Consider the following 15,468-nt stretch of genomic DNA (forward strand, 5'->3'; position numbering starts at 1 on the left):
GCCTATGCTGGCGGCTCTTCAATGCTTGAGGCTGCGCTCGTATGGACCAAGGCTTGATCTCTGCTGACGACGCATTGCCCTGCCCCGGCCGTGGGCGGGATCTGCGGCGTGTCGGCGCCAATCCCAATCATTGGTACCCCCTGGCCTGGTCGCGCGACCTCAAGCCAGGAAAGACCTTGGCCGCCAATTTTGCCGGCAATCCGATCGTGCTCGCCCGGCCGAAGGACACAGCGAAGCCGGTCTTTGCGCTGGAAGACCGTTGCGCCCACCGGCAGGTACCGCTGAGCAAGGGTCTGGTCGAGGGCTGTGCCATTCGCTGCGGCTATCACGGCTGGGCCTATGACCAGGCGGGCCACTGCACCGATGTGCCCTATATTGGCAAGGGCAAGCTGCCCAATGGCGTGCGCTCCTATCCCTGCCACGAGCAGGACGGCCTCATTCTGGTGTTTCCGGGCGATCCCGCGATGGCGGCGTTCACACCCCTGCCAGCCCTCGGATCGGTCGCCAATCCGGCCTACAAAACCCGCCGCTTCGGCCGGGTCGTCGGCTGCCACTATAGTTTCATGCATGAGAACCTGATGGACATGAACCATCAGTTCCTGCACCGCAAGCAGATGGGGCAGATGCGGCCGCGCTTCCTGGGCCAGGCACAGGGCGAGGATTGGGTTGAGGCGCGCTACAGCTTCGCGCGCACCGACGGCAAGCAGCCCTGGGGCGAGGCCGCGATCTTCGGCCAGCGCCGCGGCACCGGAGCCGAGTTCGCCGACAAGGATGTCATGACCATCCGCACCGAATACCCCTATCAGACGCTGCGTATCCGCACCAAGGACGCGACGCCGGTGATGGATCTCTGGATTGCCTATGTGCCGCAGGACAAGGAACAGCGCACCAACCGCACCTTCGGCCTGCTCTCGATCCATAAGCCGAAGATTCCTGGCATTCTGGAAGCCGCCTGGCCGCTGCTCATCATCTTTACCGAACGCATCTTCAAGGAAGACCGCGAGATTGTGGAAATGGAACAGGCGGCGCATGACGCCCAGGGACAGGACCTCAACCAGGAGGTTTTCCCGGTCATCCGCAACCTGCGCGCGCTTCTGATGGAGCGCGGCACGGCAGAAGATGTGCCCAGGCTTCAGCCCGTCCCGGCCTGAAGCCTGACCGCCGCCCAGGCGGCGGCCTCCGCCAAAACCGGATCGGCTTCCGCACGCAGGCGCTCCATTTCGGGCAGTAGCGACATGTCGCCACTATTGCCGATGGCAATGGCGACATTGCGCAGGAACCGCTCCCGCCCGATGCGCTTGATGGGCGAGCCGGCAAAAAGCGCTCGGAAGCCCGCGTCGTCCAGCCGCGAGAGGTCCCGCAGACTCGGAGCGACGAGATCGGCGCGGGCCATGAGCTTGGCCTCCCGCCCCACCTGAGCAAACCGGTTCCAAGGGCAGACGGCCAGGCAGTCGTCGCAGCCATAGATGCGGTTGCCCAAGGCCTGGCGGAATTCCTCCGGGATCGGCCCCTTGTGCTCGATGGTGAGATAGGAGAGGCAGCGCGTCGGCTGCAGTTCATACGGTGCCGTAATGGCCGCCGTCGGGCAGGCCTCGATACAGCGGGTGCAGCTACCACAGTGATCGCCATGCGGCTGGTCGGGTGACAGATCAAGCGTCGTGAACACCTCGCCCAGGAATAGCCATGAGCCGTGCTGTCGGGATACGAGATTGGTGTGCTTGCCCTGCCAGCCGAGCCCGGCCTGCGCCGCCAGAGGCTTTTCCATAACTGGCGCGGTATCGACGAAGACTTTGACCTGAGGCTGATGCGACGCCACGCGCGATACGATGAACTGCGCGAGGTGCTTCAGTTTTCCCTTGATGACATCGTGATAGTCCCGGTTTCGGGCATAGACCGAGATATTGCCGCGCTCGCCGAGCGCAAGTGTTGCCAGAGCATCACCGTCTGGCGCGTAACTCATGCCAAGCGAAATCACCGAGCGGACCTCGGGCCAAAGCCCCCGCGGGTCGGAGCGCTGCTCAATCCGTTCCGTCATCCAGCCCATGTCGCCGTGATGACCGGAAGCGACCAGATCGCGCAGGCGCCGGCCTGCCGCAGGGGGCAGTTCTGCCCGCGCGAAACCCACCGCATCGAAGCCGAGTTCTGCCGCGCGGGCGCGGATCTCAGCTCCGATGTCGGATCGGCGGCTCATCCCCGGCCGCGATAGGTCGGCACGCCCTGATCGGGCAGAAACACGCCGGCGGGCGGCGCGCCGGTCTGATAGAACACGTCGATCGGAATGCCGCCGCGCGGATACCAATAGGCGCCGATGCGCAGCCAGCGGGGAGCGAGCAGATCAATCAGCCGCTGGGCGATCATCATGCTGCAGGCCTCATGGAAAGCACCGTGATTACGGAAGCTGGTCAGGAACAGTTTCAGCGACTTGCTCTCCACCAGCCATTCGCCGGGGATGTAGTCGATGACGATATGGGCGAAATCTGGCTGGCCCGTCATAGGGCACAGCGAGGTGAATTCCGGCGCGGTGAAGCGCACCACGTAATCCTGGCCCTGGTTCGGAGCGGGCACGCGCTCCAGCACCGCATCCTCAGGCCGAGCGGCCGGGCGCGCGTCATTCCCAAGCTGGGTCAGGCCGGCATAGGGGTCTTCACTCATCATGATCTCCTTCCGCCCAGCGGGCGCGGACGCCGGCGGCATAGGCATCGAGCCGGCCTTCCAGGATGGCCGCACGGGCACCCGCCACCAGCGTCTGATAATAGGTCAGGTTATGCCATGTCAGCAGCATTGGCCCCAGCATCTCTTCGGCGCGGAAGAGATGATGCAGATAGCCGCGCACATGGCGCTGGCAGCCCAGGCAGGTGCAGCCGGGGTCGAGCGGCCGCCCGTCATCGGCGAAACGGGCATTGCGCAGATTGAGGATGCCGCGGGAGGTGAAGGCGCGGCCCGTACGACCGGCTCGCGTCGGCATCACGCAATCGAACATGTCAATGCCGCGCGCGATGGAGCCGAGCAGATCATCCGGGGTGCCGACGCCCATGAGGTAGCGCGGCTTATCGGCCGGCATATGGTCCCAGGTCGCCTCGATCATGGCGAACATCATCTCCTGCCCCTCGCCCACCGCGAGGCCACCCAGGGCGTAACCCTCGAATCCGATCTGCATCAACGCATCAATGGAACGCCGGCGGAGATCGGGAAAGACGCTGCCCTGCACGATGCCGAAAAGCCCGTAGCCGTCACGCGGCACGAAGGCGCCGCGCGACAGGCCCGCCCAGCGCATGGACATTTCCATCGACAGCCGCGCCTGCTCCTCCGTCACCGGAAAGGGCGGGCATTCGTCCAGCACCATGGTGATGGTCGCATCCAGCTTGTGCTGGATCTGCACCGAGATGGCCGGTGTCAGGCGATGCTTCGACCCGTCGAGATGCGACTGGAAGGTAACCCCGTCGGCGTCCAGCTTACGCAAACCGGCCAGCGACATGACCTGAAACCCACCGCTATCGGTCAGGATCGGGCCGGACCAGTCCATCAGCTTGTGCAGGCCCCCGAAGGTGGCGACACGGTCCGCGCCCGGACGCAGCATGAGGTGATAGGTATTGCCGAGCACGATGCCGGCGCCCGTCGAGCGGACGGCATCCGCCGTCATGCCCTTGACCGTTGCGGCGGTGCCGACCGGCATGAAAGTCGGCGTCGGCACGTCGCCATGGGCGGTTTTCAGCGTGCCGGCGCGGGCATAGCCGTCGGCCGCCTGCTTTTGCCAGGTGAGGGTCATGATGCGCGCTCGAGAAGGGAAGCATCGCCATAAGAGAAGAAGCGATAGCCTTCGCGAATGGCATGGTCATAGGCGCGGCCCATGCGATCGAGGCCGGAGAAGGCCGAGACCAGCATGAAGAGCGTGGAACGGGGCAGGTGAAAATTGGTCATGAGCCGATCGACGATGCGGAATTGGTAGCCGGGAAGAATGAAGATGCTGGTATCGCCCGCGAAGGGGGCAAGCGTGCCGTCCTCGGCCGCCGCACTTTCGAGCAGGCGCAGGCTGGTGGTGCCGACAGCCACAACCCGGCCGCCGGCCGCGCGGGTGCGGTTGATAAGGTCCGCGGTTTCGGCCGTTACGATGCCGCGCTCGGCATGCATGCGATGCTGGGTCACGTCCTCCACCCGCACCGGCAGGAAGGTGCCGACGCCCACATGGAGCGTGACGGTCGCGCGCTGGATACCGCGGGCGTCCAGCGCCGCCAGCAGTTCGGGCGTGAAATGGAGCCCGGCCGTCGGCGCCGCGACGGCGCCCTGCGGCTCAGCAAAGACCGTCTGGTAATCCGACGCATCGGCGGCGGTCGGCCCTGCGGGACGCTCGATATAGGGCGGCAAAGCCAGCGCACCTGCCTGCTCAAGCGCGACTGAGAATGCCTCGCCCTCCCGGTCGAAGCGCAGCGCCACACTGCCATCTGCGCGGCGTTCAGTGATGGTCGCGCTAAGCTCGGCGCCGTCGAAAACCAGCCGATCACCCTCATGCAGCCGCTTGGCATTGCGCGCCAGCGCCTGCCAGGTGCCGTCCGCCAGCGGCCGGTCGAGCGTGATGCCAATCCGCGCCTCGCCCCGGCGAGCGGAGAGCTGGGCCGGAATGACGCGCGTATTGTTGGCGACCAGGATATCGCCGGGCTGCAACAGCTGCGGCAGGTCGCGCACGATATGGTCGCCCAGGCTGTCGGCGCTGACATGCAGCAGCCGGGCGGCATCCCGCGGCTTCACGGGGTGATGGGCGATCGCGTCAGGCGGCAGATCGAAATCGAAATCGGAAAGTTGCATCAGTCTTCGAGGTAGGAGGCAATTTCAATGAGATTGCCGTCGGGATCGCGGCAATAGACCGAACTCATGGGGCCAAGCGCGCCGAGGCGCGGCACCGGGCCCTTCTCGACCGTGACGCCGCAACCCTGCAGATGGCTGATGATGTCTTCGGGCCCGACGCCAGTGATGAAGCAGATCGAGGCCGTGCCCGGACCAGCCGAGGTGCCGGTATTCGTGGGATCTTCAGCGGCGGTATAGAGGTTGATCTTCTGGCCGCCGAATTTCAGCGCGGTGCGGCCCTCCTGACCGAATTCCTCCCGCTCCATGCCCAGCACGCGCTGGAACCACGAGGCCGCGATCTCGACGTCGCTGCAGGTGAGCGAAATGTGGTCTATCCGGTCGATGGTAAAACGCATGCCTCAAAGCCCTTCGATGCGGGTGCCGGCAAAGCGGCCAGGGCGGGCCATAGCGGATAAAGTCGGCAGAGGGAATGTTGCCGGCGCGCGGGATGATATGACGACAGGGAACCAGACCGGCTTCCTGCTGTCTCACGACCCGAGCGTATCCAAGAGCGATACCAAGGACAGCGGCCTATCCTCGGTGAGAGAAGCCTATTCCTTCGGCGGCGTGCGGCGGCGGAAAGCGTCCAGGCTGACAACCTGCGGCGTCTCCGTCATCTCCGGCGTGGCGATAGTCTCCTCGGCTTCGACCTCGCTGTCCTCGCCCTCTTCGACCAGATTATCGTCATCCTCGAAAGCGCGCGGCTGCATGCGCAGCCCGAAGCGGACATGCGGATCGGCGAATCCAATGATGGCGCCGGACGGGATCACCAGAGTCGCCGGAATGCCGGAGAAGGACAGGCCGACCGTCACCACCTCATCCTCGTCGACTTTGAGATCCCAATACTGGTGCTGAAGAACGATGGTCATCTCTTCCGGGTATTGCGCGGAGAGACGAGAGGGGATGAGCACGCCGGGATAGTCGGTGCGAAAGGTCAGATAAAAGTGATGGGCGCCCGGCAGGCCGTGCTCAGCCGCATAGCCAATTGCACGGAGCGCCACTTGGCGCTGCGCCTCTTCAAACCAGCCTTCATAGGGAAGCAGGCTGGGGGGCGGATCGCTCGGCTCTTCTGTCACGCAACTCGTCTCCACATCAGCAACGCCATCCGGCGCGCCGAGCCGCCCTCAGGACGGCTCTCGAAAGCCCGCATAGCGCGCGCTGCAGGACGCCGCCATACCGGTCGGCGCCAAGAACCGAATTTAGGCTGTCTGCAGGGATTTAATAGGGGGCTTCTGTTGCCCGGTGCCCCCCAAACCGCGCTTGTCACTGCTTACGCAGCGATAGCGAATGCCTCATGATTGTCATTGGCATTTGTAAAACGACCCGATAACGGCGGTATCATGCCGAGCAAAAGATGCACCTTTACCGCGCGTGTCGAGCCTGTTTCGCCCCCATATGCCCCAGACTTTGGCCGCAACATTGGCCAAACCTGAAGTGTGATGGTGGAGGCGCCGGGTACTGCCCCCGGGTCCACTACGCTTATTCCGAACACCGTTTATCGCCATATCTGGCCACAGGGCCAGCGGATCGAATATAGGGCGCGGGACGAGTGAAGAGAAGAGGCATCCCGTGAGCGCCAGCGAAGACCAGACCATCGCGATCCCCGCAGCTCCAGAGGTTACGCATACGACCCTGCGGGCCACGGTGCCGGCACTGGAAGCCCGGCTCTATCAGCCGATCAAGCTGCTTGATCACGGTTTCGTGCGCGTCATCGACTATATGGGCGACGATCATGCCATCGTGCAGGCGGCCCGCGTCTCCTACGGCCGGGGCACCAAGAAGGTAAGCGAGGATACCGGCCTGATCCGTTATCTGATGCGCCACCGGCACACGACGCCTTTCGAGATGTGCGACATCAAGTTTCATGTGAAGCTGCCGATCTTCGTGGCCCGGCAATGGATCAGGCACCGCATGGCCAGCGTGAACGAGTATTCGGCCCGCTACTCCCTCATGGACCGGGAATTCTATATCCCTGAACCCGCCCAGCTCGCCGCACAGTCTACCCTCAACCGTCAGGGCCGCGACGCGATCCTGGAAGGGGAGGAAGCCGCTCGCGTGCTCGCTTTGCTGCGGTCGGATGCCGAGCAGACCTATGATCATTATGAGTGGATGCTGAATGAGGGTAGCGCGGACAAGCCGGCCGATCCCGACCGCCTGGGCCTGGCGCGCGAACTCGCGCGGATGAACCTGACGCTCAATACCTACACGCAGTGGTATTGGAAGACCAACCTCCACAACCTGTTCCACTTCCTCTCGCTCCGCGCCGATTCCCACGCGCAATATGAGATCCGCGTCTATGCCGAAGCGATGCTTGATATCGTGGCGGCCTGGGTGCCGGTCGCCCATCAGGCTTTCCTCGACTACCGCATGGGGGCCGTGACCTTTTCCGGCCCCATGCTTGCCGTGCTGCGCCGCATGTTGGCCGGTGACACGATCGAACAGGCCGATAGCGGTCTCTCCGCCCGGGAATGGCGGGAGATGATGGCAAACCTGGAGAGCCATGCTGGCTGAAAGCGCCCACCGGCAGACTTGGCGGCATGGTAACCGTTACGGGTCGTTGACCCCCGCGTGACTTTGCCGCATGGACCCATCGCGCATGTGACGGAGGCCCACGATGGCCAAGATAGCTGATTCCACCCTCGCCACCGGCCTCATCGGCCGCCGGTTTCTGCTTGCCGGCGCGGCGGCCGGCATGGCCCTGCCGGCCCTGCCCGCTTTCGCCGATACGCCAGCGGTGGCGGGTACGGAAACCGAGGGCAAGCCCTGGACCCTTGCCCGCTACACCCAGGCAATGGCCGCGTCCGCTCGCCCGACCACGATCAGCCAAGCCGAATTCGATGCCATCCAGGCGCGCAAACCCGCTGCCATGGCCCTGATCAAGCGCTACCTGGAACAGCATTTCGGCACGGCCGATCCCGCTGTGCTGGCCGCCTTCCAGCAGGTGCCGCGCGAATATTTCCACTATATGTATCAGGAGCATCTGGCGGCCCCGTCGGAAGCCTACGAAGCGCAGCCGAAGCCCTGGGCCATCGGCTGGGGCTCCGCGCTGTCAGACTATCTCGGCCAAGCCTATATGACGCAGCTTCTGGCGCCCAAGCCAGGGATGGTGTCGCTGGAAGTAGGCACCGGCAGCGGCTTCCAAAGCTCCCTGCTGTCACGCATCGTCGACCATGCCTATTCGATTGAAATTATCGAACCCCTGGGCCACGCGGTCTCCCATATCTTCAAGCCGCTCGGCTATGACAACGTCACTACTCGCGTTGGCGACGGCTATTACGGCTGGCCGGAAGTGAAGGACGGTTTCGACGTCATCATCGTCACCTGCGCCGCAGAATTTGCGCCGCCCGTGCTGTTCCAGCAGCTCAAGCCCGGTGGCAAGATGATCATTCCGATCGGCCAGCCCTTCAAGCGCGGCCAGGTTCTGTATGTCTACCACAAGGACGAGAACGGAAAGATCCATTCCCGTCGCGATGTCGGCGTCTTTTTCATCCCGATGACCGGCGCCATCCAGAAGCAGCCGAAAGCAACCTAGGGCGCTGCCCGTGCTACTGCCGGGATGACACGCTGAGCCCGTCCGGGGCCTCGCTTCACACGGCGGTGTCAGAGCATCATAGGGCGAACGCGGCAGCGCCGCTTCGCCCCATGATTTCATTTGCATGGTAAAACAACATTTATTGCCGCAGACGCGGCAACAAGCATCGACCCGGCTGGCGTTGTCAGGCAGCATTCGCGGGCTATCGAAACCGTGACACCGCCCGCCCTGCCCGAACGCGAGGAAGAGCCCGCCAGATGTCGATCCACGCTGCGCTAACGCACCGCACGACCTATTCCTATGACCGCCTTGTCAACCTGGGCCCGCAGACCATTCGGCTGCGTCCGGCCCCCCATTCGCGCACACCCGTCCTGTCCTATTCTTTGAAAATTTCGCCAGAGCCACATTTTCTGAACTGGCAGCAGGACCCGCAGGGCAATTTCCAGGCCCGAGTCGTCTTCCCTGACAAGGTGCAGAATTTTGAAGTGCTGGTGGATCTCGTGGCCGATATGGCGACGATCAATCCCTTCGACTTCTTCATCGAGCCCGAGGCTGAATTCTTTCCCTTCGCCTATGATCCGGTGCTGCACGAGGAGCTGGCACCGTTCCGCAAGCTGGCGCCACTCGGACCTGAACTAGAGAAGGTTCTGGCCGCAGTCCCGCGCGACCAGCGCAAGACCGTCGATCTTCTGGTCGAAATCAACCAGATGCTGGCCAATCGCATCGCTTATATCGTGCGCCTGGAGCCTGGCGTGTGGACGCCTGAGGAGACGCTTGCGAAAGCCACCGGCTCCTGCCGCGACAGCGCCTGGGTGCTGGTCAACCTGCTGCGCCATCTGGGCTTCGCCGCCCGCTTCGTCTCGGGCTACCTGATCCAACTGGTGGCCGACCAGAAGCCCGTTACCGGCCCCGCTGGACCCACCGCGGACTTTACCGATCTGCATGCCTGGGCGGAGGTCTATCTGCCCGGTGCCGGCTGGATCGGATTTGACGTGACCTCCGGTCTGCTGGCGGGCGAGGGCCATATTCCGCTCGCGGCAACGCCCGAACCCGGCTCGGCCGCGCCGATCTCGGGCCTGATCGAAGAATGCGAGACCACGTTCGATTTCGAGATGAAGGTCGCGCGTATCAGTGAGACGCCGCGCACCACCAAACCTTATGACGATGCCACCTGGCAGGAAATTCTGCGGGCCGGCGCCCGCGTCGATCGCGCCTTGCTCGCGTCTGAAGTCAGGCTGTCGATGGGCGGCGAGCCGACCTTCATCTCCGCCTCAGACTTCGACGCCGAGGAGTGGACCGTCGATGCGCTGGGACCCACCAAGCGACGCATGGCCGGCCGGCTGCTGCGCCGCCTCGCCCCGCTGTGGGCGCCGGGGGCCGCGCTGCAATACGGGCTCGGCAAGCATTATCCGGGCGAGCAGCTGCCACGCTGGGCCTTGCATTGCCACTGGCGCCGCGACGGCGAACCGATCTGGCTCAATGCCGACCTTCTCGCCTCCGACGACGACACCGATACGGCAACACCGGCGGACGCCGCTCAGTTCGCGGCCCTGCTCGCCGAGCGGCTGGGTGTGGACCCGGCTTTGGTGATCCCTGCTTACGAGGACATCCACTATTTCCTGTGGCGGGAAAAGCGGCTGCCCGCGAATGTCATCGCGGAAGACGCCAAGCTGAAAGACCCGCTGGAACGGGCACGGCTTGCCCGCGTCTATGGCCAAGGTCTGGGTGCCGTGGTCGGCAGCGTGTTGCCGCTGCGCCGCGTCGCAGACGGCGAGGGCCGCGCTTGGGAAAGCGGCAAATGGTTCTTCCGGGATGGGCCGATGTTCCTGATCCCGGGTGACAGCCCGGTCGGCTTCCGCCTGCCGCTGGAAAGCCTGCCCTGGGCCGATCCGGCTCATCTTCCGTACTATACAGAACGCGACCCCTTCGCACCGCGCACGGCCCTGCCGCCGCATCCCCGCCGCGACCGCGACCGACAGGACCGGCTTTATGCCGATGCCGGCTACGGCACGCCGAGGCAGACCAATCCCTATGGTGCAGGCGGCTATGGTGCGGCCGGTTATGGCGCCCTCCCGGGCCAGCCGGTGCCGCAGGACCCTGAGTGGGACCGCGACCGGCCGCGCGTTGGCCGCGACGAGACGGGGCTCGTGCGCACCGCCATGGCGGTCGAAGCTCGCGGCGGTATGATCCATGTGTTTTTCCCGCCGCTTTACGAGGCGGAAGACTGGATCGACCTTGCCGCCGCTGTCGAGGCGACCGCGGAACAGATGGGCCGCAAGGTTTTCCTGGAGGGCTACCAGCCGCCTTCCGATCAGCGGCTGTCCAGCTTCTCCGTCACCCCCGACCCCGGTGTGATCGAAGTCAATGTCCATCCTGCCGCGCATTGGGCCGAACAGGTCGAGCGCACTCAGCAGCTCTATGAGATTGCCCGCGAGGAAGGCTTGGCGACCGAGAAATTCATGCTCGACGGTCGCCATATCGGCACCGGCGGCGGCAACCATGTGGTAATGGGCGGCATGGAGGTGGCGGACAGCCCCTTCCTGCGCCGGCCGGATCTGCTCAAGTCCTTGCTCGGCTTCTGGCAGAACCATCCGAGCCTGTCCTACCTGTTCAGCGGTCTTTTCATCGGCCCGTCCTCCCAGCATCCGCGCATCGACGAGGCGCGGATGGACAGCCTGAACGAGCTGGATATCGCCTTCAGCCAAATCAGCCCGTTCAAGGAAACGCCGCCCTGGCTGACGGACCGGCTGTTCCGCAATGTCCTCGCCGACATGACCGGCAATACCCACCGGACGGAATTCTCGATCGACAAGCTCTATGCGCCGGACGCCATCGGCGGCCGCCGTGGCCTGGTCGAATTCCGTTCGTTTGAGATGCCGCCTCACGCACAGATGTCGCTCACCCAGGTTCTGCTGATGCGCTCAGCGATCGCCGCCTTCTGGCAGAAGCCCTACGAGCGTCCGACGATTCGCTGGGGCGCCCGCCTGCATGACGAATTCATGCTCCGCCATTATGTGCAGCAGGATCTGCGCGATGCGCTGCGGCATCTGGGCGAGATTGGCTTTCCAATCCCCGCGGAGTGGTTCGCGCCGCATCTGGAATTCCGCTTCCCCGTCATCGGCTCGGTCGGCGTCCATGGCGCCGAGCTTGAGGTAACGCATGCGCTGGAACCCTGGCACGTGCTGGGCGAAGACCCCGCGGCCGGCGGCACGGTGCGCTATGTCGACAGTTCGGCCGAGCGGTTGCAGGCGAAGGTAAAGGGCTGGGTCGCAGAGCGCTTCATCCTGGCCTGCAATGGCGTTGCGGTGCCGCTGCACCCCACGGATACGCTGGGTGAATATGTCGGCGCGGTGCGCTTCAAGGCCTGGAACCCGCCGAGCGCGCTGCATCCGACGATCAAGGCGCAGTCGCCGCTGGTCTTCGATATCTATGATCGCTGGAGCGGACGGTCCCTGGGCGGGCTGACCCATTTCGTCTCCCATCCCGGCGGCCTCAGCTACGACCGCTTTCCGATCAATGCCAACGAGGCCGAGGCCCGGCGCCGCTCGCGGTTCAGCGTCAACCGTCACAGTGCCGGCCCCATGCCGGAGCCGCGCGGATGGGTGGGGCCTGAACATCCCCGCAGTCTGGATTTGCGCGCCTTCACATGAACAGGCCATAAGCGCACCCTGATCATGACTGCGACGAGATGAACCTGTCCGGGCTCCGCAATGGCGTTGATGAAATGGTGGATGGCGCGCGCCATGTCCGCCCTCATTGGCGCGCGGTGCTCGGGGGGTTGTCGATGCTGTCGGACAATCTCGCCAGCCGTCAGCGCCGGCTGGACCAGGCCTTCGAGGACGAGGGGGTGCGCAGCATCCTGCCCGGTGCACCGCTGGACGGCGCCGATGAAGACGACGGGCTGTGGCGTTGCGACCCCATTCCCTTGCCGCTGTCAGCGCAGGAATTCGCCGTCTTGGAAGATGGCCTGACGCAGCGCGCGAACCTGTTCGAGGCGTTGCTCGAGGATCTCTATGGCCGGCAGAGCATCTTGGCAGAAGGCCTGCTGCCCCCGGCGCTGGTGTTCAACAATCCGGGTTTTCTGCGCGCCTGCGATACCCATCCGGCGTCCTATCACCCGAAACTCAATTTCTACGCCGCGGACCTCATCCGCAGCCCTGATGGCCAGTGGCGCGTGCTCAGCGACCGCACATCGGGCGCGGCGGGCGCGGGAATGGCGCGGGAAAACCGCCGCATCCTGTCGCGCGTGGTGCCGGAAATGTTTCGCTCGGTGCAAATACGGCCGCTGCGTCCCTTTTTTGATCTCTGGCAGGACGCCTTGGTCCAATCGGCGCCGCCAGACCGGCCGCATCCCAATGTCGCGCTCCTGACGCCCGGTCCCGGCAGCCCGCATTGGTTGGAACACATGCTGCTGAGTCAGGAGCTTGCTTGCAGCCTCGTGGAAGGCGGCGATCTCACCATCCGCGGCGGCATCGTCTATCTCAAGATGCTGAATGGGCTGCATCGGATCGACGTCATTCTGCGCCGTCTCAGCGGCCGCATGGTGGACCCGCTGGAACTTAATTCCGGCAGCCTGCTCGGCGTACCAGGCCTCATGGATGCGGTGCGCGCCGGCACCGTCCGGGTCGTCAATCACCCCGGATCGGGCCTGGCCGAAGCGCCGGCGCTGCCGCATTTCCTGCCCGCTCTGGCCGAGCGGCTGCTGGGGGAGAGGCTGCGCCTGCCGAGTGTCGAGACCGTGTGGCTGGGCGACGCTGCCGGACGCGCGCGGGTGGATGCAGACCCGACGGACTGGCACTTCATGCCCGCTTGCGGTGACAACGTGCCGCTGTGGCGGCCCCAGGACATGGACCGCAGCGAACGCACCCAGCTCTTCGCGAAGATCGCCGCGAAGCCACAGGACTATGCCGCCCTACTGGCGACCTCGCCCTCTCTGGCTCCTTGCGCCCGCGGGAACGAGCTGGTGCCCCAGCCCATCGTTCTGCGCCTGTTCCTGGTCAAAAGCGGTGGGAGCTGGCACGCCATGCCGGGTGGTCTTGCACGACATATGGAGCCCGGCCAGATGACCGGGCAATTGCCGGCCCGCGGAATTTCCAAGGATGTCTGGGTTCTGGCAGAGGGCGCCGAGACAATCGTCGGTCCGGCCGCCGTGCCGCAGGCGCGGCTCGCCATCCGCCGCACCTTCGGAGAGTTGCCCAGCCGCACAGCCGACAACATGTTCTGGCTCGGCCGCTACATAGAACGGCTTGAGACTGCAGCTCGGTTGACGCGCGCGATCATTCTGCGCCTTGGCCGCAACCCGCCGATGCCGCGCGAACATCTGGAATTGCAGCTGCTGGACGCGTGCCTCGCGGCCTCGCATCTCAACAATGCCGATCCTTCGACCAAAGGATCACCCACGGCGGCTGCCATCATCGCCATGACCCGCGAGACCGGCCCAATTGGGCGCCTGCTCAGCCAGGCCAGACGCTTGACCGGCTTGGTGCGCGACCGCCTGACCGGCGAGATGTATGCCGCCTTCACCCATATGCTGCGCACGGCGACCGATGAAATCGCGGCAAGCGGCGGCCAGTTGGATGGCCTGGCCCATGCCATGGCGAGCATTCAGCGCTTTTCGACGGTCGTTGCCGGCCTTGCCGCCGAAAACATGGTGCGCGGTGGCAGCTGGCTGTTTCTTGAAATGGGACGGCGGGTCGAGCGTGCGGCGCTGACCGCCGACAACCTGGGCATCGTGCTGGATCAGCCGGAACCGCGCTGGGAATTGGGGTTGCGTCTGGCTCTGGAGATCTGCGATTCGGCCATCACCTATCGCAGCCGCTATTTCACCACGCTGCAGGCGGGGCCGGTGCTGGATCTGGTCATTGCCGATGACAGCAATCCTCGGGCAGTCGCTTTCCAGCTAATGACCTTGAACCACCTGCTGCGCAGCATCGGCGACGGCGGCGATGACCGGGTCACGGCACAAGCCGACGCCCTGCTCCGCGCGGCCCACAGCATCGTCACCGACGTCGTGGCCGCACAGGAGACTGCCGCATCCCTCGCCACCGTGCCAGATCAGCTGCGGGCGCTGGCCGAAGGCATGCGCACACTCTCGGATCTGATCTTCCGCCGTTACTTCGCTTTGCTGCCCATGCCCCGTGCCGTGGGCGTGGAGCAGGAAGACGAAGCGCCGTTCCTCCGCGGCGCAGCCTGATCGGCCATCAGCATGCGTTTCAAGCTCAGCCACACCACCAGCTACAGCTATGACGAGCAGGTCGATCTTGCGAGCCATATGCTGCATCTCAGCCCGCGCAGCCTGCCCTGGCAGCATGTCAGCGGCGTCGCCATCCATTGCAACCCGGTGCCCGCGCGCACTGCGAAAGCGGTCGATCATTTCGGCAATATCGTGGAATGGATCTTCATCGAGGAGCCGCATGACCGGCTGGAAGTGACCGCCGTCTCCGAGATCGACGTCGTCTTTCCAGTGGCGCCTGAGCCGGATGCGACGCCGCCCTGGGAGCAGGTGGCGGCAGAGGCCGCCGCGGGCGGTCCGCGGGCCTGGCAGGCGGCGGAATTCACCTTCGCCGGTCCACTGGTTGCCAATGACCAAGGGGCCGGTCCTTATGCTGCGGAATCCTTCCCCGCCGGGCGGCCCATCCTGGCCGGGCTGATCGAACTCAACGCGCGCATCAAGCGGGACTTCGCGTTCAAGCCCTTCAGCACCACGATCACCACCTCCGTCGCGCGCGTGATGGCGCAGCGGGCGGGCGTCTGCCAGGATTTCGCACATCTGATGATCGCGGGTCTGCGCAGCCTCGGCCTGCCGGCACGCTATACCTCGGGCTATATCCGCACCTATCCATTGCCAGGCCAGCCCCGCCGGGTCGGTGCGGATGTGTCCCATGCCTGGGTCGGCGCATGGCTCGGCTCCGCGCTTGGTTGGGTCGACCTCGATCCGACCAATAATCTTATCGTGCGCGATGAGCATGTGGTTCTCGGCTGGGGACGGGAGTTCAGCGACGTCTCACCCCTGCGCGGCATCATCCTGGGCGGCGGTCCGCACGGGCTTGATGTGTCGGTCGATCTCGAACCGATCGAGGATTGATGCGGTTTGCAGG

At 64.8% G+C, this 15,468-nt stretch carries 12 protein-coding genes and 1 other RNA gene; 6 read left to right on the forward strand and 7 right to left on the reverse strand.

Features of this window, described 5'->3' with window-relative positions:
- The first annotated feature begins 41 nt into the window (after window positions 1-41).
- Window positions 42-1,151, forward strand: coding sequence for a Rieske 2Fe-2S domain-containing protein (locus AC3G7M_RS01300; RefSeq protein WP_489213942.1), 1,110 nt, complete (start codon window positions 42-44; stop codon window positions 1,149-1,151).
- On the opposite strand, the gene queG is transcribed toward AC3G7M_RS01300, so the two are convergent.
- From queG to ssrA, 7 genes are all read right to left on the reverse strand, one after another.
- Window positions 1,133-2,191, reverse strand: a complete 1,059-nt coding sequence (gene queG, locus AC3G7M_RS01305) for a tRNA epoxyqueuosine(34) reductase QueG (protein ID WP_489213943.1) — start codon at window positions 2,189-2,191, stop codon at window positions 1,133-1,135. The two genes, AC3G7M_RS01300 and queG, sit on opposite strands and share 19 nt — an antisense overlap.
- Window positions 2,188-2,652: a preQ(1) synthase gene (gene queF, locus AC3G7M_RS01310; RefSeq protein ID WP_489216133.1), complete on the reverse strand. Its 465-nt coding sequence runs from the start codon at window positions 2,650-2,652 to the stop codon at window positions 2,188-2,190. The genes queG and queF overlap by 4 nt, the downstream gene beginning before the upstream one ends.
- Window positions 2,645-3,766, reverse strand: coding sequence for a tRNA guanosine(34) transglycosylase Tgt (tgt, locus tag AC3G7M_RS01315; protein ID WP_489213944.1), 1,122 nt, complete (start codon window positions 3,764-3,766; stop codon window positions 2,645-2,647). Before tgt ends, queF begins: the two co-directional genes overlap by 8 nt.
- Window positions 3,763-4,800, reverse strand: coding sequence for a tRNA preQ1(34) S-adenosylmethionine ribosyltransferase-isomerase QueA (gene queA, locus AC3G7M_RS01320; protein ID WP_489213945.1), 1,038 nt, complete (start codon window positions 4,798-4,800; stop codon window positions 3,763-3,765). Before queA ends, tgt begins: the two co-directional genes overlap by 4 nt.
- The gene (locus AC3G7M_RS01325; RefSeq protein WP_489213946.1) at window positions 4,800-5,195 is read right to left on the reverse strand and encodes a VOC family protein; all 396 of its coding nucleotides are present in this window, start codon (window positions 5,193-5,195) and stop codon (window positions 4,800-4,802) included. The genes queA and AC3G7M_RS01325 overlap by 1 nt, the downstream gene beginning before the upstream one ends.
- Window positions 5,196-5,390: 195 nt before the next feature.
- Window positions 5,391-5,915, reverse strand: a complete 525-nt coding sequence (locus tag AC3G7M_RS01330) for an SspB family protein (RefSeq protein ID WP_489213947.1) — start codon at window positions 5,913-5,915, stop codon at window positions 5,391-5,393.
- A 144-nt stretch (window positions 5,916-6,059) separates the two neighbouring features.
- Window positions 6,060-6,402: a transfer-messenger RNA gene (gene ssrA / locus AC3G7M_RS01335) on the reverse strand.
- 6 nt (window positions 6,403-6,408) lie between these two features.
- On the opposite strand from ssrA, the gene thyX reads away from it, so the two are divergent.
- The 5 genes from thyX to AC3G7M_RS01360 all read left to right on the forward strand — a co-directional run bounded on the left by thyX (window position 6,409) and on the right by AC3G7M_RS01360 (window position 15,455).
- Window positions 6,409-7,350, forward strand: coding sequence for an FAD-dependent thymidylate synthase (gene thyX / locus AC3G7M_RS01340; protein ID WP_489213948.1), 942 nt, complete (start codon window positions 6,409-6,411; stop codon window positions 7,348-7,350).
- 103 nt (window positions 7,351-7,453) lie between these two features.
- Window positions 7,454-8,371, forward strand: a complete 918-nt coding sequence (locus AC3G7M_RS01345) for a protein-L-isoaspartate O-methyltransferase family protein (protein ID WP_489213949.1) — start codon at window positions 7,454-7,456, stop codon at window positions 8,369-8,371.
- Window positions 8,372-8,628: 257 nt separating this feature from the next.
- On the forward strand, window positions 8,629-12,021 hold the full coding sequence (locus tag AC3G7M_RS01350) for a transglutaminase family protein (RefSeq protein WP_489213950.1): 3,393 nt from the start codon (window positions 8,629-8,631) through the stop codon (window positions 12,019-12,021).
- Window positions 12,022-12,059: 38 nt separating this feature from the next.
- Window positions 12,060-14,564 carry a circularly permuted type 2 ATP-grasp protein gene (locus AC3G7M_RS01355; protein ID WP_489213951.1) on the forward strand — a complete coding sequence of 835 codons (2,505 nt, stop codon included), beginning with the start codon at window positions 12,060-12,062 and terminating at the stop codon, window positions 14,562-14,564.
- Between the two features lie 12 nt (window positions 14,565-14,576).
- A complete protein-coding gene (locus AC3G7M_RS01360) occupies window positions 14,577-15,455 on the forward strand; it encodes a transglutaminase family protein (RefSeq protein WP_489213952.1) in 879 nt (292 codons plus the stop codon).
- The last annotated feature ends 13 nt before the right edge of the window (window positions 15,456-15,468 follow it).

It is taken from the genome of Acidisoma sibiricum (genome assembly GCF_057837225.1).